Below are 21,625 nucleotides of genomic sequence, written 5' to 3'. Positions count from 1 at the left end.
CAGGGCCGGTTTATCCGGCCCTGCTAATCTTCTCCTTCCCGTTTTTCCCCTTCAAATTTTCTGAATATCTCCGTCAGGCTTATCCAGGTTCATCCGTGAAATAAAGCGCGTAATGTAGGCGTCATTGAGCACAACACTGCCTGGAGTTTTAACATGAGCCACTCACGTATGCCTGCGCTTTTCCTCGGTCACGGTAGCCCGATGAACGTGCTGGAAGAGAATATTTACACGGAAACCTGGCGTGAGCTGGGTAAAACGCTGCCGCGCCCGAAAGCGATTATCGCGGTTTCCGCACACTGGTATACGCGCGGCACCGCCGTCACCGCGATGGAGAAGCCGCGCACCATCCATGACTTCGGCGGTTTCCCGCAGGCGCTGTTCGATACCCACTATCCGGCACCGGGTTCGCCCGCGCTGGCACAGCAGGTTGCGGATGCGCTGGCTCCGGTTGCGGTAGAGCTCGATCGCGAGTGGGGTTTTGACCACGGCTCCTGGGGCGTGCTGATCAAGATGTACCCCGATGCTGATATTCCGGTCGTGCAGCTGAGCGTTGACGGGACAAAGCCGCCTGCTTACCACTTTGAGCTGGGTCGCAAGCTGGCGGCGCTGCGCGAACAGGGCATCATGATCGTTGCCAGCGGTAACGTGGTGCACAACCTGCGCATGGTGCGCTGGGGCGGCGATGCCGCAGCCTATCCCTGGGCGGAATCATTCAATCAGTACGTGCGCGATAATCTGAACTGGGAAGGAGAGTCAGCGCAGCATCCGCTGGTGAACTTTATGCAGCATGAAGGCGCCGCCCTGTCGAACCCGACGCCGGAGCACTATCTGCCGTTGCTGTATGTGCTGGGCGCACGCGCCGCAGGCGAGGCGATAGCGATCCCGGTGGACGGGATTGTGATGGGCTCATTGAGTATGCTGTCGGTGCAGGTGGGATGATTGAAGGGGCGAGGCATGCCTCGCCCGTTTACGCTATGACTCGATAAACGCGTGCGGATAAAATCGTGACAGATCCTGGGTGATCAAGTCGCGATCCTCGCGCAGACCAATTCCTGCTGGCCGATCGTTGATCAGCCACGAACCAATCAGCGTATAGCTATCGCCAAACTTCGGCAGCGGATGGAACTGCTGCACAATCATACCTTCCTCACCGTACGGTCCGTCAACGCGGGCAATCTCCTGGCCGTTCTCCACGATGCGAATATTCGCGCCTTCACGGGAGAACAGCGGCTTCACCACGTATTTATCCATGTGAGGCACGTTGTCTTCGGCAAAGTAGGCCGGTAGCAGGTTCGGGTGATCCGGGAACATCTTCCACAGCAGCGGTAGCAGCGCTTTATTAGAAATAATGCTCTTCCAGCCCGGCTCCAGCCAGCGCACGCCCGCATCGGCCAGCTTGGTAGAGAACACCTCGCGCAGCATAAATTCCCACGGGTAGAGTTTGAACAGATTGGCGATCACCTGGTCGTGCTGGTCGGTAAACTGCCCTTTCTCGCCGAGGCCGATCTCATCCATATAGAGGAATTCGCTCGGCAGGCCCGCTTCGGTAGCGCAATCCTGCAGATACTGCACCGTGCCGCGATCTTCATCGGTATCGCGGCAGCAGGCGAAGTGCAGCCAGCTGAAACCGTGCTGCTGGTGCAGCTCGGCGAAGCGCTCGATCAGCTTCTCCTGCAGGCTGTTGAACTGGTCGCTACCGACCGGCAGCTGGCCGGCGTTTAGCTGGTCTTCCAGCCACAGCCACTGGAAAAAGGCCGCTTCATACAGCGAAGTTGGCGTATCCGCGTTGTTTTCCAGCAGCTTAGGCGGCGTCACACCATCCCAGGCGAGGTCGAGGCGGGAATAGAGCGACGGCTGGCCGCTTTTCCACGACTCGCGCACGAAGTCCCAGGTGTGTTTCGGTATGCGAAACTTCTCCAGCAGCTCGTCGCTGCCGACCACCATCTCCACCGCCTGCAGGCACATTTGATGCAGCTCGCTGGTGACATCTTCCAGCGTTTCAATCTGCTCTAAGGTGAACTGGTAATAGGCATCTTCACACCAGTACGGCTCGCCGTGCATGGTGTGAAAACGAAAACCAAACTCCGTGGCCTTTTCCCGCCAGCCTGGGCGTTCAGTGATGGCAATACGCTTCATCAGCGATTAGCCCCCAAAGCTGCGGCTGGAGCCGGAAGCCGCGCTGCTGCGTGACATGCTGGTCTGCTTGGCAACGCTTTCACCAAAGCCGCCGCGCATTACGGTGCTGGTAGTGGCAGGTTTTGGTGCCATGGCGGATTTAGGCACCGTCATGGTACGGCCAGGGGTAGCTGCGCCGTAGCTTTTGCCGCTGGCATCAACGAATTTGCCGTTGGCCGGGCTGGCTGGGTTTTTAGAGGAGAACAGCGGCTGCTGCTGGCCCATACCGCCGCCCATCATGCGGCCCATCATGTAACCGGCCATCAGCGGCATCCAGAAGCTGCCGCTGGACTGAGATTCAGCATTGGTGGTGCCCACGCCAGCCTGAGCCGGAGCCTGCTGACACTGGCCTTCACCGAATTCCGCCACGCAGTCTTCGCGGGTGGCATATTTCGGTGCGGTTTTCACCGCCTCTTCTTTAGCTTTGTTATAGGCCGTGGTGCACTGCTCGCTCTTGCCCGGGTTGGCGCTCGAACAGTCATCGGCGTTCATATAAGTCGAGACGGTCTCGTCTGACTGCTCACAACCGGCCAGCATAAATACGGCGGTAACCGCCAGCGCCACCGGCGTTAAATGGCGTGCGCTCCAGCTTTTGCGAAAGGAGGCATGATTAATCTGTTTAGTCCGTTTCATCACTTTTCGTCCTGTGCCCAAAGGTAGTGCATAGGATAGGGGAATAGCGGTGAAAAATGAAGCGATGAGGCGTGACAGACCGGGGATCTTTACTTAGCTATACGTTTGATTGTGAAGGAGAGGTTAAGACAGGTGGGATCGAAATAAAACGGGGCAGCGTTGGCTGCCCCGCGGGGAGATTACTGACTGAACGGATTGCCGCTGCTGCGGTTTGCTGCCGGGCGGCTGGTGGCTGCTGCCTGGCGCGCGGCCGGGGCGCTTTCATTGCCGTCGACGCGGGCAACCTGCTGTGGATTTTCTGGTGCCACAGCTTCCGGTGAGGTATTGATATCCTTGCCCAGATGATTATTCAGCGTCGCCAGATCCTGCTCGTTCAGCGTACCGAGCGCAGATTTGATGTTCAGCTGGTTGATCATATAGCTGTAGCGGGCGTTAGCCAGCTTCTGCTTTGCTTCATACAGCGTGGTGGTCGCATCCAGCACGTCAACGATGGTACGGGTACCCACGGAGTAACCCGCTTCCATTGCATCCAGCGAGCTCTGGGCAGAAACCACGGCCTGCTTGTACGCTTCGATGCTGCTGATGGAGGCATTCACGTTGTTAAACGAGGAGCGGACGGTCTGCACGGCGGAGCGGTGCGCGCCTTCCAGCTGCTCGCTGGCTGCCACAAACGCATACTGCGCCTGCTTCACCTGTGACGACACCGAGCCGCCGCTGTACAGCGGCAGGTTGAAGCTTAAGCCAACCTGGTTGCTACCGCTGATGTTGTCGTTATTGGTGGCGCGATCGCCGCTGTAACGGTTGTTCGACAAACCGGTTGACGCGGTCAGGTCCACGGTTGGCATATGGCCAGTTTCCGCAGAGCGGATCTGCTCACGCGCCAGGTCTTGCGACAGACGGGCAGAGAGCAGGCTGAGGTTGCGGCTCTCGGCCTCTTTCAGCAGCGCGTTAACCGGCTGTGGCTTCTCGGTTTTGAAGTTATCAACGTTAAGCGAGGCGAGGCTCGGGTAGTAATTCCCGGTCACCTGGCGCAGCGTTTCAACCGCGTTATCAAGATCGTTACGCGCCGTCACTTCGTTGGCCAACACGGTGTCGTACTGTGAGCGCGCATTCTGCACGTCGGTGATGGCGACCAGGCCCACGTTAAAGCGCTGAGTGGTCTGATCCAGTTCACGGTAGATCGACTGTTTCTGCGCTTCGGTGTAGGAGAGGGTATCAATCGCATTCAGCACGTTGAAATACGCTGTCGCGGTGTTGAGGATCAGCGTTTGCTGCGCGGTCTGATAAGTGACATCCTGAATCCCGGCGGTTTTTTCCTGCAGGGTCAGCGCGCGCCATTTTGACATATCAAAAATGGTCTGAGTCAGCTGCAGTGAGGTGCTTTTCGAGGTGCTGTTCGAATCGCGCGCGTCGCGGTAGCCGTTGTTGTAGCTGTAGTCGGCACCCAGCCCCAGCTGAGGTAACAGCGGGCTACGTGCTTCATTAATCTTCTCAAATGCCGCATCACGATCGGCTGCTGAGCTACGAAGGTCAGGATTGGATAAACGAGCCTGCTGATACACCTGCAGCAGGTTCTCAGCCTGGCTGGCAACACTGAAGCCGCCCAGGCTCAGACCGATGAGTAAAGGGAGCAGTTTGTTCATTTGCATTCCTTGTAGTGCAGCAAAATTGCTATGGTAGCGCTGACGTAAGCCAAAAATTATCGCCGATGATAGCAGAGAGTTCCGAGAAGGTAAGTTGGCTGAAAGTGCCATCCTGCCTTAATTTACTTAAATATTTCATTAAGAACCAGACATCAGGCGGATTACGATTGCATTTTACGTTTTGGCCACCATTTCACAGGAGCTGTTGTTATGGCAACAAGTAACAAATACCCGGTGACTTTCACCAAAAACGATGTAGAAATTATTGCACGAGAGACCCTCTATCGTGGTTTTTTTTCGCTGGAGCGCTACCGCTTTCGTCACCGCTTGTTTAATGGCGGGATGAGTGGTGAAGTATCACGAGAAATTTTGGAGCGCGGTCATGCCGCAGTGCTGCTACCCTATGATCCGCTGCGCGACGAAGTGGTGTTAATCGAGCAGATCCGTATCGCCGCTTACGACACCAGCCCAACGCCGTGGGTGCTTGAACTGGTGGCGGGGATGATGGAACCGGGTGAAACGCCGGAAGAGGTCGCCAGACGCGAAGCGCTGGAAGAAGCCGGGCTGACTCCCGGGCGCATTAAACCCATAATTAACTACCTCTCCAGCGCGGGAGGAACCTCAGAACGCCTTGCGGTGTTTGTGGGAGAAGTGGATGCCAGCGTGGCGCAGGGAAACCACGGTCTGGAGGAAGAGAATGAGGATATTCTTGTGCATGTGGTCAGCCGTACTCAGGCTTACCAGTGGGTGGAACAGGGGAAAATAGATAACGCCGCTGCTGTCATTGCTTTGCAATGGCTGGAGCTGCACCATAAACAGCTTTGTGATGAATGGAACCCCGAATAATGAAACGTTATGTCCCTGACTTTCCAGAAATGATGCGCGTTTGCGAAACCAATTTTGCGCAACTGCGTCGTCTGTTGCCCAAAGAGGACCAGGCGGGGGAGTCCGTGACGTATCAGGTTAATGGCGCCAGTTACCAGATAACTATCCTGGAATCAACGCGCTACACCACGCTGGTTGAGGTAAAACAGACCGCACCAGCCGTCAGTTACTGGAGCCTGCCATCGATGTCGGTTCGCCTGTATCATGACGCGATGGTGGCGGAAGTGTGTTCCACTCAGCAGATCTACCGCTTTAAAGCACGCTATGATTATCCAAATAAAAAGCTGCATCAGCGTGATGAAAAGCATCAGATTAACCAGTTTCTTGCGGACTGGCTGCGCTACTGTTTGTTCCATGGCGCAATGGCAGCCCCGGTTTTTTAGAACGCTGCGACAATTTCAGAGCGAGTTAAGGACTTTGATTGGATAGCCTGTTAAAACTTCCTGTGGCGAGTGGGTCCAGAGTCAGGATTTTACAGATAACGGATACCCACCTTTTTGCAGGTAAACACGAAACGTTACTCGGTGTGAACACCTGGGCCAGTTATGACGCGGTACTGGAGGCGATCGCCGCCGGGCAGCGTCATTACGATTTGATTGTCGCCACTGGCGACCTGGCGCAGGATCACTCGGTCGAAGCCTATCAGCATTTTGCTGAGGGTATTGCTCGCCTGCCGGCTCCCTGCGTCTGGCTGCCCGGCAATCACGACTTTCAGCCGGCGATGTTCAGCACGCTGGCGGAGTCGAGTATTGCCGATGAAAAGCAGGTGCTGGTGGGCGATCGCTGGCAAATCGTGCTGCTGGACAGCCAGGTGTTCGGCGTCCCGCACGGCGAGTTAAGTGACTACCAGCTGGAGTGGCTGGAGCGCGCGCTGGCCGCTGAACCCCAGCGCCACACGCTGGTACTGCTGCACCATCATCCCCTGCCTTCCGGCTGCTCCTGGCTCGATCAGCACAGCCTGCGCAATCCGCATATGCTGGATGCGGTATTACAGCGCTACCCGCTGGCAAAAACCTTGCTGTGTGGGCATATTCATCAGGAGCTTGACCTCGACTGGCACGGACGGCGCGTGCTGGCCAGCCCGTCCACCTGCGTCCAGTTTAAACCCCACTGCACCAACTTCACCATTGATGCGGAAGCGCCGGGATGGCGCTGGCTGGATCTGTATGATGACGGACGGCTGGAAACGGGAGTTCAGCGTCTGGCGACCCGCAAATTCAACCCCGATCTCGACTCAGAAGGATACTGATCGATGGCAACCCTGCTCTATCTGCACGGTTTCAACAGCTCTCCGCAGTCGGCAAAAGCGACCATCTTTAAACAGTGGCTGGCACAGCACCACCCAAATATTACCCTGCATGTGCCGCAACTGCCGGCATTTCCCGCTGAGGCTGCGGCCCTGCTGGAGGAGTTCGTCATGAAATCGGCGGGCGAACCGCTGGGTATTATTGGCTCTTCTCTTGGCGGCTACTATGCCACCTGGCTGTCGCAATGCTTTGCGCTGCCTGCGGTGGTGGTGAACCCGGCGGTACGCCCGTTTGAGCTGCTGGCGGATTACCTTGGCAATAATGAGAACCCATACACCGGCCAGCAATATGTGTTAGAGTCTCGCCATATTTACGATCTAAAAGTGATGCAGATTGACCCGTTAGAGTCGCCGGATTTGATCTGGCTGCTGCAACAAACGGGCGATGAAGTGCTCGACTACCGCCAGGCTCTGGACTACTACAGCGCCTGCCGTCAAACGGTAGAAGAGGGCGGAAACCATGCTTTTATCGGATTCGAACGCCATTTCTCCGCAATGATCGATTTCCTGGGCTTCCGGGACTGAGATAAGCCGGAGTCTGGACACGCATTTTTAGCCATTATCAATCAGATTGTAACGATGACTCAATCCAGCTATAACGCTGATTCCATTGAGGTTCTCAGCGGCCTTGAACCCGTGCGTCGCCGCCCGGGCATGTACACCGATACCGTGCGCCCTAACCATTTAGGTCAGGAAGTGATCGACAACAGCGTGGATGAAGCGCTGGCCGGTCACGCCAAGCGCGTGGAAGTGATTTTGCACGCCGATCAGTCGCTGGAAGTTATCGACGACGGGCGCGGCATGCCGGTGGATATCCACCCTGAAGAGGGCGTGCCGGCCGTTGAGCTGATTTTCTGCCGCCTGCATGCCGGGGGCAAATTCTCCAACAAAAACTACCAGTTCTCCGGCGGCCTGCACGGCGTGGGGATCTCGGTGGTTAACGCCCTCTCCAAACGCGTGGAAGTGACCGTACGCCGTAATGGCGAAATCTACGAAATGGCGTTTGAGAACGGCGATAAGGTTCAGGACCTGGTGGTAACCGGCACCGTCGGTAAACGCAACACCGGCACCCGCGTGCAGTTCTGGCCTGATGAATCCTTCTTCGACAGCCCGCGCTTCTCGGTTTCGCGCCTCAGCCACTTGCTGAAAGCCAAAGCGGTACTCTGCCCGGGCGTAGAAATTGTCTTTAAAGACAAGCTGAACAATACCGAACAGAGCTGGTGCTACGCCGATGGTCTGACCGACTACCTGATGGAGGCGGTTAACGGCCTGCCAACGCTGCCGGAAAAAGCCTTTGTCGGTGCTTACGCCGGAGATGTGGAAGCGGTGGACTGGGCGCTGCTGTGGCTGCCGGAAGGCGGTGAGTTGCTCACCGAAAGCTACGTTAACCTGATCCCGACCATGCAGGGCGGCACGCACGTTAACGGTCTGCGTCAGGGCCTGCTGGATGCGATGCGCGAGTTCTGCGAGTTCCGCAATATCCTGCCGCGCGGCGTGAAGCTGTCGGCGGAAGATATCTGGGATCGCTGCGCCTACGTGCTGTCGGTCAAAATGCAGGATCCGCAGTTTGCCGGGCAGACCAAAGAGCGCCTCTCTTCGCGCCAGTGCGCCGCCTTTGTTTCCGGCGTGGTGAAAGATGCCTTCAGCCTGTGGCTGAACCAGAACGTGCAGGCGGCAGAAATGCTGGCCGAGCTGGCCATTTCCAGCGCTCAGCGCCGCATGCGTGCCGCTAAGAAAGTGGTGCGTAAAAAGCTCACTAGCGGTCCGGCGCTGCCGGGTAAGCTTGCGGACTGTACCGCGCAGGATCTCAGCCGTACCGAACTTTTCCTGGTGGAAGGGGACTCAGCGGGCGGGTCGGCCAAGCAGGCGCGCGATCGTGAGTATCAGGCGATCATGCCGCTCAAGGGTAAGATCCTGAACACCTGGGAAGTCTCTTCGGATGAAGTGCTGGCGTCGCAGGAGGTGCACGACATCTCGGTGGCGATCGGTATCGATCCCGACAGCGAAGATCTCAGCCAGCTGCGCTACGGTAAGATCTGTATCCTTGCGGATGCGGACTCCGACGGTCTGCACATTGCGACCCTGCTGTGCGCGCTGTTCGTGCGTCACTTCCGTACCCTGGTGCAGAACGGCCACGTCTATGTTGCCATGCCGCCGCTCTACCGTATTGACCTGGGCAAAGAGGTCTATTACGCGCTGGATGAGGAAGAGAAAGAGGGCGTGCTGGAGCAGCTGAAGCGCAAGAAGGGCAAACCTAACGTACAGCGCTTTAAAGGGCTGGGCGAAATGAACCCGCTGCAGCTGCGTGAAACCACCCTCGACCCCAATACCCGCCGCCTGGTGCAGCTGACCATCAGCGAAGAGGACGTGGCGCAGACCCTGGCAGTGATGGATATGCTGCTGGCGAAAAAGCGCTCCGAAGATCGCCGCAACTGGCTGCAGGAGAAAGGCGACACCGCGGAAATCGAGGTTTAACGCTTCGTAGTCGCATTAACAGCCAGCCCGAAGTGGGAACCCCCCTTCGGGCTGAGTTTTTATTATTCGCCTGCCAGCCTGGCCAGATCGCGCTGAATATCGCTTTGGCGACCGCTATCCGCAATCTCTCTTCCCGGGCGTGGCGCTGCCCGTTGCGCTTTTTCCAGATAGGATCGGGCTAACGCCTTATTACCCTGTTTGAGTTGGAAATCGCCATAAAAGTAATTGGAATCAATCCCATCAGGGTTGATCGCCAGAGCCTTCTTCAGCAGTTCATCGGCTTTATCATTATCCCCAAAAGCCACTGGCCAGCCCGGCACCTGATAGTAAAGTGCGCCCAGGCTGGTCCAGGCCGATCCCTGAAGTGCATCAGGCTCCAGTGCGATGGCTTTTTCCAGACTGCTGCGCGCCTGTTTGACCAGGCTGAGCGCTCCCAGTCCGCCTTTGGCCCCCGCCCAGCTGCTGTCAATAATAGCTGACCAGATAAGCAGATCGGCCTGTTGGTCCTTTCTGGCGCTGGAGGCCTGATGCGCTTTGTCACTTAGCGCAGTAAAGCAGGCGACTTTCTGATCTTCCAGCGTGCGGTACTGGCAAACGGACCAGCCTTGCTGCAATTCAGAAAGAGGGGCCGCTGCCTGAGAGAGCGCAGGCAGTGAAATAGCGATAGTCGCGACAAAGATATTCAACGCCTTCATTTTACCGCTCCTTTTTCCGACTGGCGGGCAAAGTGATTAATGGCTGACATTTTCTTAGCTAACGCACTGTCGACCAGCGAAGGAAACAGAGCATTAATTTTGACAAACAGACGTTCTGCCAGTCCGAGACGCAGACGCTTACGCTGTTTTTCCAGCGCAAATACGATTTTGCTGGCAACAAATTCCGGCGAATCCACACCATTTTTCAGCGAGTGGTTCAGGGCGTTGGCAGAGGCGGAATTGAACCCGGTGCGGGTGGCACGCGGGGCGACGTAAAGTACGGACAGGCCAGACGAGCTAAGCTCTCGCCCCAGCGCTTCAGAAAAGCGATGAAGCGCCGCCTTGGTGGCACTGTAAACGCTATAGCCCGGATGGCCAATCTCACCGAGAATAGATCCCACATTCAGGATGATGCCGTCGGCATTAAACTGCCGGGCCAAAGCTCTGGTCAGTAATAACGGCAGTTCAACATTGGCGTGGATCTGTTCGCGAATGTCGCTGAATGACTGTTCATCGAACAGTGCGAAGCGACTGGTACCGGCATTATTGATCAGCACATCCAGGCGTGAACTGCCCCAGAATGTCTCCGTCAGATTCTGAATTTCCTCGTCGCTGTAACTGTTCATGACCACCACCCGGTGGTGTGCCCGATGCGGAAGCCGCTCGCAAAGCTCAGTCAGAGCCGCTGCATTGCGACCAACCAGCCAGAGCCGGGCACCTTTCTGTGCCAGGCTCATCGCCAGCGCCTGACCAATACCGCCGCTGGCGCCTGTCAGCACGATATTTTTATTATGCAGATTCATAAGTCGGTTCACTCAGTTGAGACAGCATATCGCCATACAGGGAATAGACCCGACGTGCGGTATGGATAATCGCCTGCTGGTCTTCTGGTGAGGTCACGCGATCCATCAGTGATTCAAAGAATTTCAGGTGCTCCATATCGAGCGCACCGTGGGAACGCAAATAGGTTGTTGCACTCTCCGCCAGCCCAAGCGACTGTTGCAGCGCTTCGGCGATGGGGGTGGCAATCACGACGCTGGTGCCCTCCAGCACGTGAACCATGCCAAATATACTCATGGGGTTAACGCGCTCAATGCGGTGATAGAGATAGGCGATCATCAGCTCGATGGCCTTTTCAGGCTGGCCGTTTCTGACGCGTTCAGCATCGCCGCCGCAGTGCTGGATATCATTGAGTATCCACTCCTGGTGGCCATACTCTTCCTCAATATATTCTGCCAGCGCACCACGTACCCATTCATGCGAGGCGGGTAGCCGGCTTCCGGCGCACATCAGTAGCGGTACGGTATGGCTAACGTGGTAGTAAGCCTGAGTCAGAAAGGCGATATACATTTCACGAGTGACCGTGCCCTGGCTGCAGTGGGCAATAACCGGGGTTGAGAGCATTTTTTCGCGCGCAGAACGGGTCTGCTCCTGAAGAGTTTGGTAGAAGGACATTATGACGCCTCGCTATAGCTGAGAATCTGTTCATGGAATAATTGCCAGATGGCATCACGCCGTGGCCGACCGTTGGGGGTTAATACCGCCGGCGATGAGATCGTCGGCGTAAACAAAAGGTGATGCAGCTGGGCGTAATCGGGTAACCGCTGCGACAGCTGGTGCAGCTGCGCGCGCGCGGCCTCCTCCTTGCCCGGCATCGCATCGACCAGTGCCACATTGGTGGCCAATCCTTCACCAAAGATCACCAGCCGGCGCACGGCAGGGCAAACCATCGCTTCCGCCTCAATCCATTCCGGTGAAAAATTACGGCCAAAGGCGGTAATTTGGACGTTTTTTTTGCGTCCGGTGATGTGAACAAATCCCGCCTCATCAAGATGAGCGATATCGCCGCTGCATACAGCGCCATGCTGAAGCGAACCGTTGAGATAGCCGAGGGTGTTTGCCGGGCTGTCAATGACCAGCTCTCCACGATTGTTAAGCGCTGCACTGATGCCCGGAAGCAGCCTGCCCGCGCTGCCCGTTTGATTGCTGCCAGGCAGGTTAAGGCTCACCACAGAGCCACATTCAGACAGGCCATAGCCCTCAAAGACAGGAAGCCCGAGCTGTTGCGCCTGCTCGAGAAGGGCTGATGAAATCTTAGCGCCCCCTGCGGCAACAAAACGCAGTGAGGCGGTACAGACCGGCTGCTTCAGATGTAACTGATAAAGCACGCGAATCAACTCAGGCACCAGAACCAGGCTTTGTGGCTGCCAGCGCGTCAGCGCCTGCGCGAAGCTGGCAGGATTAAACTGGCTGGATCCTTCAAAACCGATCATTGCAGGAGGCAGGACAATCGTTTCAACCCCTAAGCAGAGCGGAATATAGATGCCACACAGGTTTTCGAGCAGCGTGCACAGAGGCAGCGTCACCATATGGCGCTGCAGGGAGAGAGGGCGCATTTGCATGGCGAGGGTATGCGCACTCCAGCTCATGCCTGCAAGACTGAGACAGACCCCCTTTGGTTCACCGGTAGTTCCCGAGGTGTAAGTGATTTTTGCCGTTTCCGCAGGCAGCTCGGTGGCCGCCTCAACCCGGCGAATCTGCAGCTCACCGAGAGTGGAGGCCGCACGGGTCCAGCCTGAACGCCGTTCTCCCCCGACGATGGCATCTGCCATGCAGGATTCGAGCAGCCAGCTCTGCTGGGTACTGGAAAAAAAAGGCGGTACGGGTATGCAGACAATCCCGCTATGAATGCAGGCAAGATCGAAGATGGCCCATTCAGCGCTGTTATTACCGGCCAGTGCAAGGCGGCGTATGTTTAAGGCTGAAAGCTGTGCCGCGATACTGAACACGGCATCACGGTACTCTCGCCAGTTCCAGCTGCGGCTCTCGTTGGTCAGAGCGGGCTGTGCGGGGCGCTGATCTGCCCACTGTTCAAGCAGCGTTATAAGCATGCTGTACTCCCCGGACAGGACCATGGCGCGTCTGGCAGCGTGGCAAACAGGCTAAAAAGCAGACTGCTCTGGCTAAGCGTTGACTGGCCGCCAGCGAGCTCCCCCACCATGACCTGTGGCTGATACTGATAGTAGCTACCCCACCTGTCGCGGCTGCCGCGCAGGCGTTCAGGGTGAGCATCGCTTAACAGCACAGGGCTAAGGCGCAGGCGTGAAAAGATATTGCGAATTTTATGGGTCCCGGTAAAAACAATGTGTGTGAAGTGATAGCGATTAAGCAACAGACAGACAGCGGCATACATCACCCTTGCGGATGCCCCGTCGCTGGCGGCGAAATTCCCTACCTCAACGAGGGTATTGCGCGCGATCTCCTGCGGGAAATGGTCAGACATCAGCACTTCAACAGGGGCGTCGAGATACTGCTCCAGATAGAGCGGCCCTGCGCCAGCCAGCCGGATACCGCAGGCAGCGTTAAGCTCCCCTTGTGCGTCATGCAGACTCAGTAGCCAGGGCATACATTCTGTTAACTGGGCGTTATACGTCTCACGATATTTTTCGCGAATAAAAATACTGGTATCGTTAATTTCCTGGCCGCCATTACACCACTTCAGGCTGTAGGGAGAGTGTATTTTCACAGGATTACCTCATTTTCTCTTTTATAAATTGAGTTGCATTGAGAGCTGATGAATTAGGCTGTTTTCTAACTTCAGCGTTGAAATAGCTTACTGTTGAGAAAAATATGAAGTAATCCCATGGCTCCATGAGCGAAAAAATAGATTTCAACAAACGTTGTCAGATTTTTATGCCAGTGCATCACGCTATGCGCCAGCGGGTTTTGCGCAGCATTCAAGAGAAACCAGATCCCCCCGGAAAGGGCAACGCCCAGCAGTGACAGCACGCCCAGCCCCTGAATGGTGGCAGCGATACCTCCTGAATGGGCTTCAGGCAGACGCAGGCGCTTCAGCGTGGCGATATCTTGCGCAATGTCGCTAAAATCAAAATGTAACCAGGAAAAATAATAGCGCGCACCGCGCTGCGCTAACATCCAGCCCAGCATGATGACGCCTAAAATAATAAGAGAGAACCCGGAAATAACATGCAGCCAGGTGATAATCGTCGTCAGGCCTTGCTCATCCAGGGCTTCCCTTTCAGTAAAGTTAGAATTAATAATCTGCGCAAGGATCATCAGCGCAACGAGGATATGCAGGCCGCGAAAAAATGGTGCGTCTGCGTGTGGTAGCGAGATCCCGATAGCTTTTTTCATGAAGATGTTCCCGTCAATTCTATTTTCCTACTGATGCTATCGATTGTGACAAGGAATTATTAAATTAACCTTAATGAAAAAATGAAGGATGATATTTATTCTGGCAAAACAGAACTGCGGCTGGGCAGAGGCTAAAACGGCATGTTTTTTATCAAGTTCTGTTAGAATTGATGCGCTAATCGCATCCAATTGGGTGCGCTCTTCTAACCACAAGGTCCTCTCGTGAAAATCACCCTTGAAGAGTTACGTGCGTGGGTGGTGGTGGTCGACACCGGTTCGATCACCGCTGCGGCAGACCAGCTAAACCAGACCACCTCCGGCATCAGCCGTGCGCTGAGCCGCCTGGAAAGTAAGCTGCAGACTACGCTGCTGCACCGCACCACCCGCCGTATTGCGCTGACTGAGGAAGGGCAGATCTTCCTGGAGCACGCCCGCCAGATTATTCGTTCGGTAGAGACCGCCGAAGAGCAGATCGCCCAGCGGCGAGAAATCCCTTCCGGGCGCCTGCGCGTCAATGCCGCCACGCCGTTTATGCTGCATGTGATTGTGCCGCTGATGGCGGAGTTTTCACGCCGCTACCCGCTGATCCAGCTGGAGTTAAATACTGATGAGGTGGTGATCGACCTGCTGGAGCAGCAGACCGATATCGCTATCCGCATCGGCGACCTGCGCGACTCCACCATGCACGCGCGCGCGCTCGGCAGCAGTAAGCTGCGGCTGATGGCCAGCCCGGACTATCTTGCCCGCCACGGTACGCCGCACAGCGTGGCAGATATGGTGGAGAATCATCAGCTGCTGGGCTTTAGCAATCTCGATCAGCACAACGTCTGGCCGGTGTGGCGTTCGGAAGGGGTGTTTTTGCAGATCAAACCGACGGTGTTTGCCTCCAGTGGCGAAACGCTGCGCCAGCTGGCGGTTAACGGCATGGGGATTACGCGTATTTCTGATTTCCTCAGCCGCGAGGATCTGGCTGAAGGCCGGTTAATCCCGGTGCTGGATGCGGAAACGCATGAGATGCGCCATCCCATCCATGCGGTTTACTATCGCAACAGTACGCTGTCGACGCGCATCAGCTGTTTTCTGGACTACCTCAGCGAACAGTTTGCCAGCAAAACGCTGTTATAGGACGTTCAAGGGCCGACCGAAAAAGAAGGTCGGCCCCTACCTGATGCGAAGGTTTAAAACGCCGGCTCTAAGACGAAAATCTTCACATCAACCACGTCATGCTTAATCGCCGTGCGGTGGCGTTCCATATGGTCGGCCTGCTGGTGCTGCTCAAGGTGGCGCAGCGACTCCCAGTGCTCAACCATAAAGATCGACTCCGGCGAATGCTGCTTCCACGGCACCTGGGCTTTGTGGTCGATCAGCGTCTGATAGCTGCCGCAGCCCTCTTCAGCCAGCACGGTTGGCGTTAACGTCTCTATCGCCTGCAGAACAGCAGTACGGCGGCCTGGCTTGATACAAATTTCCGCAATCACGGTCAGCATACTGTTTTCCTTCTTACTCGAATGGGCGAACTACCAGTTAAGCAAAAATTTCGCTCAGATGAGTCCGATAGCGTGCGATATCCCCGGCAATATCCGGCTGTTTGATCACATCGTTACAGATAAAGGTCGGCAGACCTTCCATGCCAAGGAACTGGTTGGCTTTGTGGAAGTGCAGATACAGGCCGTCGACGCCGACGCCCTCAAAGAACTGCTCAGGGTCGGTAAACGCCTGCAGCGGTGCATTCCAGGTGAGGGAGAGCATATAGTTTTTACCCTGCAGCAGGCCGCCTGAACCATATTTTTTCGCCGCGTCGGAGCGGGTCCGGCCATCGCTGGCGTACAGTTTGCCGTGACCTTCGGTAAACACTTCGTCGATATATTTTTTCAGCGTCCACGGTTCGCCCATCCACCAGCCCGGCATCTGGTAAATGAGGGTATCGGCGGCGAGGTATTTTTCAATTTCGTCCGCGACCACATACCCGTCGTCGACCACGGTGACATCGACCTGGTGACCGGCATCGCGCAGGAAGCTGGCGGCAACGTTGGTCAGGGTATGGTTTAACTCGCCTTTGGAGTGGGCGAAGGCTTTACCGGCATCAATAATTAAAATCTGGCTCATGAATTTCTCTCAGCTGTGTGCAATTTCTGTGAGTCTACCGGAGGACAGCGCCGGGAAAAATGTGGTATCAATCACAATACTCTTGCGTTTTAAGCAACAATGCAGGGAACAGGACCGACAGTGATAACAACAATGAGAGAAAAAGCATGATGATGAAATCCGGGGTGGTCATCGCCCTGATGCTAGTGGCAGGTAGTGCCAGCGCCCAATCGCGCCTCGACCGCGTGATGCAAAGCAAGACCTTAACCGTGTGTACTACCGGGGATTATAAGCCTTACACCTACCTGCGCCCGGACGGCAGTTACGAAGGCATTGATATCTCACTGGCGCAGTCGCTGGCGAAAAGCCTCGGTGCGGAAGTGAAGTGGGTGCCGACCAGCTGGAAAACCATGACCCCCGATTTTATCGCCAAGCAGTGTGACGTGGCGCTGGGCGGCGTATCGGTGACGCTGAAGCGCCAGCAGACGGCGTGGTTTGCTAACCCGCTGGACACCGACGGCAAAATCCCGCTGGTGCGCTGCGCCGATAAAAAGAAATACCGCACCGTTGAGCAGATGAACAAAGCGTCGGTGCGCCTGATCGAACCGGCGGGCGGCACCAATGAGGCCTTTGTTCATGCGTATCTGCCGCAGGCAAATCTGACGTTATTCCATGACAACGTGACGATTTTCCAGCAGCTGGTGGATAAGAAAGCCGATGTGATGATCACCGATGCGTCGGAAGCGCTGTACCAGCAGAAGCGTTTTCCGCAGCTGTGCGCGATCAACCCGGATAAGCCGCTGCAGTACGGCGAAAAGGCGTGGATGCTGCCGCGTGATGATATCAGCTGGAAGATGTACGTTGACCAGTGGCTGCACCTCAGCAAAGCCACCGGTGAGTATCAGCAGGTTGTCGGGCAGTGGTTAGCCGCCAAATAACCTGACAGGGTCGGGCATGCCCGACCCTGGATTCACTTCCCGGTTAACGATACAGATCCGCTTTCCCGGCCGAGCCAAACAGCGACATCTTGTAGGCGATCACCTCTTTTGCCGCCTGGATCGGCTGCGGATAGATCACGTTCGGATCCCACCACGCCTCAAGGCTTAAGATCTCACGCGCTTTGGCAAAGTAGGCATACTTCATATCGCTGGAGATGTTGATCTTGCCAACGCCGAGCATCACCGATTCGGCGATCTCCGCATCCGGGTTCGCCGAGCCGCCGTGCAGCACCAGCGGGATCGTCACGCGCTGCGAGATCTCGCGCAGAATATGCATCTGCAATTCCGGCTTGAGATCCTTCGGATAGATGCCGTGCGCGGTACCAATGGCCACCGCCAGCGTATCGACGCCGGTGCGCGCGACAAAATCCTCCGCCTGTGCCGGATCGGTGTAGATCACTTTACTCACGCCCCCCTCTACCGAGGTGCCGGTATCGCCAATGGTGCCCAGCTCGCCCTCCACCGAGATCCCCACCGCGTGCGCCAGCTTTACCACCTCCTGCGTCAGCGCCACGTTCTCTTCATACGGCAGCAGCGACCCGTCGATCATCACCGAGGTAAAGCCGCACCGAATGGCGCGCTGCACGTGCTCAACCGACGCGCCGTGGTCGAGATGGATAACAAACGGGATGCGGCTGCGCAGCGTGCGCTCGCGCACGTAGCCAAAGAACTCATCGGTCACGAACTCCAGCTCGCTGGGGTGGATGGAGATAATCGCCGGGCTGTTGCTGGCTTCGGCCTGCTCAACCACCGCGCGGATAAAGCAGCTGTCGGCGACGTTAAACGCCCCAATGGCGAAGCGGTTTTCACGGGTGGGTTTTAACAGTTCGTGCATTGACATCAACATGGTCTATTTCCTCAGGGTCAGATTTCAGGCAAGACTTTCCTGCACCAGTGACGGGTCACTGACGGAATGCAGGGCGAACGGAAAAAATTAACGGTGACGCTTTACGGGCAGAGCGGGAGCCGCAGAGAGGCTCCAGCCCCACTTCATTCCAGGGTAAATTTAATGTCTTCGTCGCGCACGCTGGCGTCGTCCACGTCGTCGAACTCTTCATCCGCCGCCGTCACCGGCTTCTTCAGCAGCGACAGCATCACGCCGCAGATGACCGTGCCGATGCCCAGCGCCAGGCAGAACAGCGCGGGTTTGGTGAACAGCGGTACCACAAACATTCCGCCGTGCGGTACCGGTGCCTCCACGCCCCAGACCATGATCAGCCCGCCAGCGATGGCCGAGGCAACGACGCAGCTGCCGACCACGCGGAACAGGTCGCGGGCGGCAATCGGGATCACCCCTTCGGTGATCAGGCAGATGCCCATCGGGAACGCCGCCTTCAGCGCCTCTTTCTCTGCCCGGGTGTACTTGTTGCGCGTCAGCAGGAAGGAGAGGGTGATGCCAAACGGCGGGATCATTGAGCCGACAAACTTCACCGCTTCCGGCCCGTAAATGCCGTCGACCAGCATGCCGTCAGCGAAGAGCGACATGGTTTTGTTTACCGGCCCGCCGAAGTCGAAGGTGGCCATTGCGCCGAGGATAGCCCCCATCAGGAAGCGGGAACCGCCCTGCATCGACTCCAGCAGGTGGTACAGCGCTTTCTGCAGCCAGGCGATCGGCTGGCCAATCAAGGTCATCATCAGCAGCCCGGCGATAATGGTGCTGAGTACCGGCAGGATCATCACCGGCATCAGCCCCTGCATTGAAGCAGGCAGTTTGATGGTGCGCCGCAGCAGCAGCACGGTGTAACCGACCAGGAATCCGCCGAGGATGCCGCCGATAAACCCGGTGCCGATCTGTCCGCAGATAAAGCCAACGATCAGTCCCGGCGCAAAGCCGGGGCGGTCGGCAATCGACCAGGCAATGGCAGCCGCGATCAGCGGCACGATCAGCCCCATCCCCCAGCCGCCAATTTGATTCAGCATCCAGGCGATAGTCCCCGGGTGTTTCCCCACGTCCGGTCCGCCGATCACCTGGCCAAGCGCAATACAGATCCCGGCGGCGACGATCAGCGGGATCATCCACGAGATGCCGGTCAGCAGATGCCCCTTTATCTCTTGTCCTATGTTGCTGGTTTGCGTACGCATAGTGATTTCCCCGAATGACGGTTCAGGCGCGCTCTAACGAGTCGGCCACTTTTTCCAGGAATTTCACCGGGGACTTGATCACGATATCGGTTTTGACCCGTACCACCGGCTTGCCTTTGAAACGCTCCTCGCCGTTGATTTTGATATCCACCGCGAGGATCACCACGTCAGCGGCGGCGATATCCGCTGCGCTCAGGGCATGCTCGGTGCCGATGGTGCCTTGGGTCTCCACCAGGATGTCGAAGTTGAGCGCTTTCGCGCCCTTAATCAGTTTTTCACGCGCGATGTAGGTATGCGCGATGCCTGCGGTGCAGGCGGCCACACAAACGATTTTCATGATGTGCCTCGCTTCTTATTAACAGAGGTCTGTTTCCGCGTACTGGCTGAACAGTTGGATAATGCTGTCGGCATCCTGCTCCTGTAACAGTTGGGCAATCACCTCATCATCGGCCAGCGCGCAGGCCACCTGAGACAGCAGGCGAATATGCGTGGTGTTTTGATCCTCCATGCGTACCGCGAACAAAATAATGCAGCGCACTTCGCTGCCGTCGAGCGTTTCCCACGGAATATCGGCGCGGGTGCGGCCGATAGCCAGGGTGGTCTGCTTCACCGCCAGCGATTTGCCGTGTGGAATGGCGATATGATTCTCAAAGCCGGTGGAGCCCTCTGCTTCACGTAAATAGACGTCGTGAATAAAATCCTCTTTTGAGGTCAGGGCGCCATCCGCATACAGCAGGTCGGTCAGTTCACGGATCGCTTCATCTTTACTGCGGGCGTTCATGTCTAACTTGACGCGCCGGGCGCTGAGAATCTTATTAATATCCATCGGCAAACCTCTTTAAAAACGTTATGAAAAGGCGTGTTCACACGCCTTGATGCGATCGGAAGCCAGCAGCAGTTTGCTGGCGATAACTCTTTCGGTGACGCGCTTGATATCGTCATCGTTAAAAAAGGCCGAAACATACACCACCGGCAGCGGCAGCTCGGCCAGATGAACGGTAGAGATCACCAGCTCAATATCCTGCTGCTGGCAGTGCTGCGTCACGGTGCTGGCGGAGACCACGCCAACGATCGTCCAGTCGGGGAAAGCGCGCAGAATGCGGCTTTTCAACAGGTGTGAGGTGCCGACGCCGCTGGAGCACACCACCAGGATGCGCTTGTGGGCAATTTGCCGCTCCAGCGCGGCCTGAAAATGCACCGTCAGATAGCCCACCTCATCGTCGGCAATGTCAGCCAGCTGGAAGCGCTGGCAAACGCGATGAATGGCGTGGCCCGTCAGCTGATAGATATCCGCCAGCTCCTGTTTAATATCTTCCAGCAGCGGATTACGAATGCGGATATGATATTTCAGGCGGTTCAGCAGCGGCTTAATGTGCACCAGTAATCCTTCGTGCAACAGGCGGTCATCGCGCAGATCAATATTAATCACCTCGGAAAAAGTGGCGATTAAATCCAGCGTTAAACGGCGTGATTCACTGTTGGATAGCTGGCAGTACAGTGGTGGATTATTTTCACTCACCTCAATGACAATGCCGGAGGAAATAATATATTGATAAACAAACCACACTTCATCGCGTGGCAGGATATTACCAATACGCCGTTCGATGTGATTGACCATCTGCTGCGCGATATTAAAAATAGCCTCATCCGGCTGCTGATTAATATTCTCTTCATTGAGAATAAGCGGGTTACCTAAAGACATGCGGTGCATCATAATTAAAATATGGGTAAACAGATTGATGTAATAAGGTTCACCCAGCGGGTAGCCCAGCTGCTGCTCCATCTGCTGCAGGATCTGCTGCACATACAGCACCTCCTCCTCGCCGAAATAGTGCGTCAGGGCTTTATAGCTGCCGGGGTCGAGGCGGGAATGATTGACGCTGCCCGGCTCCTGATAGTTCATCACATCGTTAATCAGCGTGGCCATCGCCTGGCGGATATGATTTTCGCTGCCCTCAATATGCGTTCCGCTCTGGCTGCGCACCAGCGTCAGGCCGAGCGGGGCAATCCAGCTCTCAATCATCTTCAGGTCATTGACGATCGAGGCGCTACTGATGAAGTAACGTTCGGACAGTTTACTGATGGAGGTTTCGCGCGGCGTATCGCTCAGCAGCTGCGAAGCAATTTTCACCCGGCGCGAATTGTTTGCCAGCGCTTCAGCGCCGCCGTCTTCCGGGGTGATGAGCTGCTCCAGCAGCATCAGGCGCTGGCTGTCGTCGACCAGCAGCATAATGCCGCTGCCAATTTTTTTATCGCTGGCGATATTCCACTCGGCCAGCATCTCTTCGATAAACTGGATATCGCGGTGGACCGTCTTTTCCGATACCGCCAGCAGCTGGGCGATATTTTTAACCGGAACATACTCCTGATGTTGCAGCAGGTACTTAAGTAATTTGTTTTGTCGGGAGCTAAGTATTTGCATCATATCACCCTTTTTTGCCCGTTCGGCGGTGTCTTATTGTTAATAGATTCTCATGTTTTATTCATTCACCG

24 protein-coding genes are annotated in these 21,625 nt (G+C 56.2%); 8 read left to right on the top strand and 16 right to left on the bottom strand.

Translation table 11 applies throughout. The features are described from left to right. The first annotated feature begins 153 nt into the window (after positions 1-153). Positions 154-939: a 4,5-DOPA dioxygenase extradiol gene (gene ygiD / locus ACLI4M_RS06295; RefSeq protein WP_133622702.1), complete on the top strand. Its 786-nt coding sequence runs from the start codon at positions 154-156 to the stop codon at positions 937-939. Between the two features lie 33 nt (positions 940-972). On the opposite strand, the gene ACLI4M_RS06290 is transcribed toward ygiD, so the two are convergent. From ACLI4M_RS06290 to tolC, 3 genes are all read right to left on the bottom strand, one after another. After that, positions 973-2,136, bottom strand: coding sequence for a glutathionylspermidine synthase family protein (locus tag ACLI4M_RS06290; RefSeq protein ID WP_133622703.1), 1,164 nt, complete (start codon positions 2,134-2,136; stop codon positions 973-975). 6 nt (positions 2,137-2,142) lie between these two features. After that, entirely contained in the window at positions 2,143-2,808 is a 666-nt protein-coding gene (locus ACLI4M_RS06285; RefSeq protein ID WP_048914580.1) for a DUF1190 family protein, read from the bottom strand. 179 nt (positions 2,809-2,987) lie between these two features. Continuing rightward, the gene (gene tolC / locus ACLI4M_RS06280) at positions 2,988-4,451 is read right to left on the bottom strand and encodes an outer membrane channel protein TolC (RefSeq protein ID WP_048914581.1); all 1,464 of its coding nucleotides are present in this window, start codon (positions 4,449-4,451) and stop codon (positions 2,988-2,990) included. Between the two features lie 210 nt (positions 4,452-4,661). Between tolC and nudF the strand changes: the two genes are divergently transcribed. From nudF to parE, 5 genes are read left to right on the top strand one after another with little or no spacing between them, the layout of a single operon-like run. After that, complete coding sequence (gene nudF / locus ACLI4M_RS06275) at positions 4,662-5,297, top strand: ADP-ribose diphosphatase (RefSeq protein ID WP_048914582.1); 636 nt, start codon at positions 4,662-4,664, stop codon at positions 5,295-5,297. Further along, entirely contained in the window at positions 5,297-5,719 is a 423-nt protein-coding gene (locus tag ACLI4M_RS06270; RefSeq protein WP_048914583.1) for a DUF1249 family protein, read from the top strand. The genes nudF and ACLI4M_RS06270 overlap by 1 nt, the downstream gene beginning before the upstream one ends. 38 nt (positions 5,720-5,757) lie before the next feature. Further along, positions 5,758-6,585: a 3',5'-cyclic-AMP phosphodiesterase gene (gene cpdA, locus ACLI4M_RS06265; protein WP_133622704.1), complete on the top strand. Its 828-nt coding sequence runs from the start codon at positions 5,758-5,760 to the stop codon at positions 6,583-6,585. Positions 6,586-6,588: 3 nt separating this feature from the next. Further along, complete coding sequence (yqiA, locus tag ACLI4M_RS06260; RefSeq protein WP_133622705.1) at positions 6,589-7,167, top strand: esterase YqiA; 579 nt, start codon at positions 6,589-6,591, stop codon at positions 7,165-7,167. Between the two features lie 54 nt (positions 7,168-7,221). Further along, positions 7,222-9,117, top strand: coding sequence for a DNA topoisomerase IV subunit B (gene parE / locus ACLI4M_RS06255; RefSeq protein ID WP_048914586.1), 1,896 nt, complete (start codon positions 7,222-7,224; stop codon positions 9,115-9,117). A 62-nt stretch (positions 9,118-9,179) separates the two neighbouring features. On the opposite strand, the gene ACLI4M_RS06250 is transcribed toward parE, so the two are convergent. From ACLI4M_RS06250 to ACLI4M_RS06225, 6 genes are all read right to left on the bottom strand, one after another. After that, entirely contained in the window at positions 9,180-9,812 is a 633-nt protein-coding gene (locus ACLI4M_RS06250; RefSeq protein WP_133622706.1) for a tetratricopeptide repeat protein, read from the bottom strand. Further along, positions 9,809-10,615 carry an SDR family oxidoreductase gene (locus ACLI4M_RS06245; RefSeq protein ID WP_133622707.1) on the bottom strand — a complete coding sequence of 269 codons (807 nt, stop codon included), beginning with the start codon at positions 10,613-10,615 and terminating at the stop codon, positions 9,809-9,811. Before ACLI4M_RS06245 ends, ACLI4M_RS06250 begins: the two co-directional genes overlap by 4 nt. After that, positions 10,602-11,267, bottom strand: coding sequence for a TenA family transcriptional regulator (locus ACLI4M_RS06240; protein WP_133622708.1), 666 nt, complete (start codon positions 11,265-11,267; stop codon positions 10,602-10,604). The genes ACLI4M_RS06245 and ACLI4M_RS06240 overlap by 14 nt, the downstream gene beginning before the upstream one ends. Further along, entirely contained in the window at positions 11,267-12,703 is a 1,437-nt protein-coding gene (locus tag ACLI4M_RS06235) for an AMP-binding protein (RefSeq protein WP_133622709.1), read from the bottom strand. The genes ACLI4M_RS06240 and ACLI4M_RS06235 overlap by 1 nt, the downstream gene beginning before the upstream one ends. Continuing rightward, a complete protein-coding gene (locus ACLI4M_RS06230; protein WP_133622710.1) occupies positions 12,694-13,338 on the bottom strand; it encodes a thermostable hemolysin in 645 nt (214 codons plus the stop codon). Before ACLI4M_RS06230 ends, ACLI4M_RS06235 begins: the two co-directional genes overlap by 10 nt. A gap of 71 nt (positions 13,339-13,409) precedes the next feature. After that, entirely contained in the window at positions 13,410-13,967 is a 558-nt protein-coding gene (locus ACLI4M_RS06225; RefSeq protein WP_133622711.1) for a cytochrome b/b6 domain-containing protein, read from the bottom strand. Between the two features lie 222 nt (positions 13,968-14,189). Between ACLI4M_RS06225 and ACLI4M_RS06220 the strand changes: the two genes are divergently transcribed. Further along, positions 14,190-15,092, top strand: a complete 903-nt coding sequence (locus ACLI4M_RS06220) for a LysR family transcriptional regulator (protein ID WP_133622712.1) — start codon at positions 14,190-14,192, stop codon at positions 15,090-15,092. A gap of 53 nt (positions 15,093-15,145) precedes the next feature. On the opposite strand, the gene ACLI4M_RS06215 is transcribed toward ACLI4M_RS06220, so the two are convergent. Continuing rightward, the gene (locus tag ACLI4M_RS06215) at positions 15,146-15,454 is read right to left on the bottom strand and encodes a putative quinol monooxygenase (protein ID WP_048914589.1); all 309 of its coding nucleotides are present in this window, start codon (positions 15,452-15,454) and stop codon (positions 15,146-15,148) included. Positions 15,455-15,491: 37 nt separating this feature from the next. Continuing rightward, the gene (locus tag ACLI4M_RS06210) at positions 15,492-16,073 is read right to left on the bottom strand and encodes an NAD(P)H-dependent oxidoreductase (RefSeq protein WP_133622713.1); all 582 of its coding nucleotides are present in this window, start codon (positions 16,071-16,073) and stop codon (positions 15,492-15,494) included. 146 nt (positions 16,074-16,219) lie between these two features. Between ACLI4M_RS06210 and ACLI4M_RS06205 the strand changes: the two genes are divergently transcribed. Beyond that, positions 16,220-16,990: a transporter substrate-binding domain-containing protein gene (locus tag ACLI4M_RS06205; RefSeq protein ID WP_396018878.1), complete on the top strand. Its 771-nt coding sequence runs from the start codon at positions 16,220-16,222 to the stop codon at positions 16,988-16,990. A 43-nt stretch (positions 16,991-17,033) separates the two neighbouring features. Here ACLI4M_RS06205 and ACLI4M_RS06200 read toward each other — a convergent pair whose 3' ends face one another. The 5 genes from ACLI4M_RS06200 to ACLI4M_RS06180 form a co-directional block, all read right to left on the bottom strand. Further along, positions 17,034-17,897: a ketose-bisphosphate aldolase gene (locus ACLI4M_RS06200; protein WP_133622714.1), complete on the bottom strand. Its 864-nt coding sequence runs from the start codon at positions 17,895-17,897 to the stop codon at positions 17,034-17,036. 143 nt (positions 17,898-18,040) lie between these two features. Further along, positions 18,041-19,132: a PTS fructose transporter subunit IIC gene (locus tag ACLI4M_RS06195; protein ID WP_048914592.1), complete on the bottom strand. Its 1,092-nt coding sequence runs from the start codon at positions 19,130-19,132 to the stop codon at positions 18,041-18,043. Positions 19,133-19,154: 22 nt separating this feature from the next. After that, positions 19,155-19,469, bottom strand: a complete 315-nt coding sequence (locus tag ACLI4M_RS06190) for a PTS fructose transporter subunit IIB (RefSeq protein ID WP_133622715.1) — start codon at positions 19,467-19,469, stop codon at positions 19,155-19,157. Between the two features lie 18 nt (positions 19,470-19,487). Then, the gene (locus tag ACLI4M_RS06185) at positions 19,488-19,958 is read right to left on the bottom strand and encodes a PTS sugar transporter subunit IIA (RefSeq protein ID WP_048914594.1); all 471 of its coding nucleotides are present in this window, start codon (positions 19,956-19,958) and stop codon (positions 19,488-19,490) included. Between the two features lie 21 nt (positions 19,959-19,979). After that, positions 19,980-21,554 (bottom strand): BglG family transcription antiterminator, encoded by a 1,575-nt coding sequence (locus ACLI4M_RS06180; protein ID WP_166643206.1) that lies wholly within the window; start codon positions 21,552-21,554, stop codon positions 19,980-19,982. Between the last annotated feature and the right edge of the window lie 71 nt (positions 21,555-21,625).

The sequence above is a fragment of the Erwinia sp. LJJL01 genome (assembly GCF_047300805.2).
GTDB lineage: Bacteria > Pseudomonadota > Gammaproteobacteria > Enterobacterales > Enterobacteriaceae > Erwinia > Erwinia aphidicola.
This window is presented reverse-complemented; position numbering and strand designations above follow the sequence as displayed.

Excerpts from the sequence above, each read along its gene's own strand:
- ygiD (WP_133622702.1), top strand. The coding sequence starts at position 154 with ATGAGCCACTCACGTATGCCTGCGCTTTTCCTCGGTCACGGTAGCCCG.
- ACLI4M_RS06290 (WP_133622703.1), bottom strand. The coding sequence starts at position 2,136 with ATGAAGCGTATTGCCATCACTGAACGCCCAGGCTGGCGGGAAAAGGCC.
- ACLI4M_RS06285 (WP_048914580.1), bottom strand. The coding sequence starts at position 2,808 with ATGAAACGGACTAAACAGATTAATCATGCCTCCTTTCGCAAAAGCTGG.
- tolC (WP_048914581.1), bottom strand. The coding sequence starts at position 4,451 with ATGAACAAACTGCTCCCTTTACTCATCGGTCTGAGCCTGGGCGGCTTC.
- nudF (WP_048914582.1), top strand. The coding sequence starts at position 4,662 with ATGGCAACAAGTAACAAATACCCGGTGACTTTCACCAAAAACGATGTA.
- ACLI4M_RS06270 (WP_048914583.1), top strand. The coding sequence starts at position 5,297 with ATGAAACGTTATGTCCCTGACTTTCCAGAAATGATGCGCGTTTGCGAA.
- yqiA (WP_133622705.1), top strand. The coding sequence starts at position 6,589 with ATGGCAACCCTGCTCTATCTGCACGGTTTCAACAGCTCTCCGCAGTCG.
- parE (WP_048914586.1), top strand. The coding sequence starts at position 7,222 with ATGACTCAATCCAGCTATAACGCTGATTCCATTGAGGTTCTCAGCGGC.
- ACLI4M_RS06250 (WP_133622706.1), bottom strand. The coding sequence starts at position 9,812 with ATGAAGGCGTTGAATATCTTTGTCGCGACTATCGCTATTTCACTGCCT.
- ACLI4M_RS06245 (WP_133622707.1), bottom strand. The coding sequence starts at position 10,615 with ATGAATCTGCATAATAAAAATATCGTGCTGACAGGCGCCAGCGGCGGT.
- ACLI4M_RS06240 (WP_133622708.1), bottom strand. The coding sequence starts at position 11,267 with ATGTCCTTCTACCAAACTCTTCAGGAGCAGACCCGTTCTGCGCGCGAA.
- ACLI4M_RS06235 (WP_133622709.1), bottom strand. The coding sequence starts at position 12,703 with ATGCTTATAACGCTGCTTGAACAGTGGGCAGATCAGCGCCCCGCACAG.
- ACLI4M_RS06225 (WP_133622711.1), bottom strand. The coding sequence starts at position 13,967 with ATGAAAAAAGCTATCGGGATCTCGCTACCACACGCAGACGCACCATTT.
- ACLI4M_RS06215 (WP_048914589.1), bottom strand. The coding sequence starts at position 15,454 with ATGCTGACCGTGATTGCGGAAATTTGTATCAAGCCAGGCCGCCGTACT.
- ACLI4M_RS06210 (WP_133622713.1), bottom strand. The coding sequence starts at position 16,073 with ATGAGCCAGATTTTAATTATTGATGCCGGTAAAGCCTTCGCCCACTCC.
- ACLI4M_RS06205 (WP_396018878.1), top strand. The coding sequence starts at position 16,220 with ATGATGATGAAATCCGGGGTGGTCATCGCCCTGATGCTAGTGGCAGGT.
- ACLI4M_RS06200 (WP_133622714.1), bottom strand. The coding sequence starts at position 17,897 with ATGTTGATGTCAATGCACGAACTGTTAAAACCCACCCGTGAAAACCGC.
- ACLI4M_RS06195 (WP_048914592.1), bottom strand. The coding sequence starts at position 19,132 with ATGCGTACGCAAACCAGCAACATAGGACAAGAGATAAAGGGGCATCTG.
- ACLI4M_RS06190 (WP_133622715.1), bottom strand. The coding sequence starts at position 19,469 with ATGAAAATCGTTTGTGTGGCCGCCTGCACCGCAGGCATCGCGCATACC.
- ACLI4M_RS06185 (WP_048914594.1), bottom strand. The coding sequence starts at position 19,958 with ATGGATATTAATAAGATTCTCAGCGCCCGGCGCGTCAAGTTAGACATG.
- ACLI4M_RS06180 (WP_166643206.1), bottom strand. The coding sequence starts at position 21,554 with ATGCAAATACTTAGCTCCCGACAAAACAAATTACTTAAGTACCTGCTG.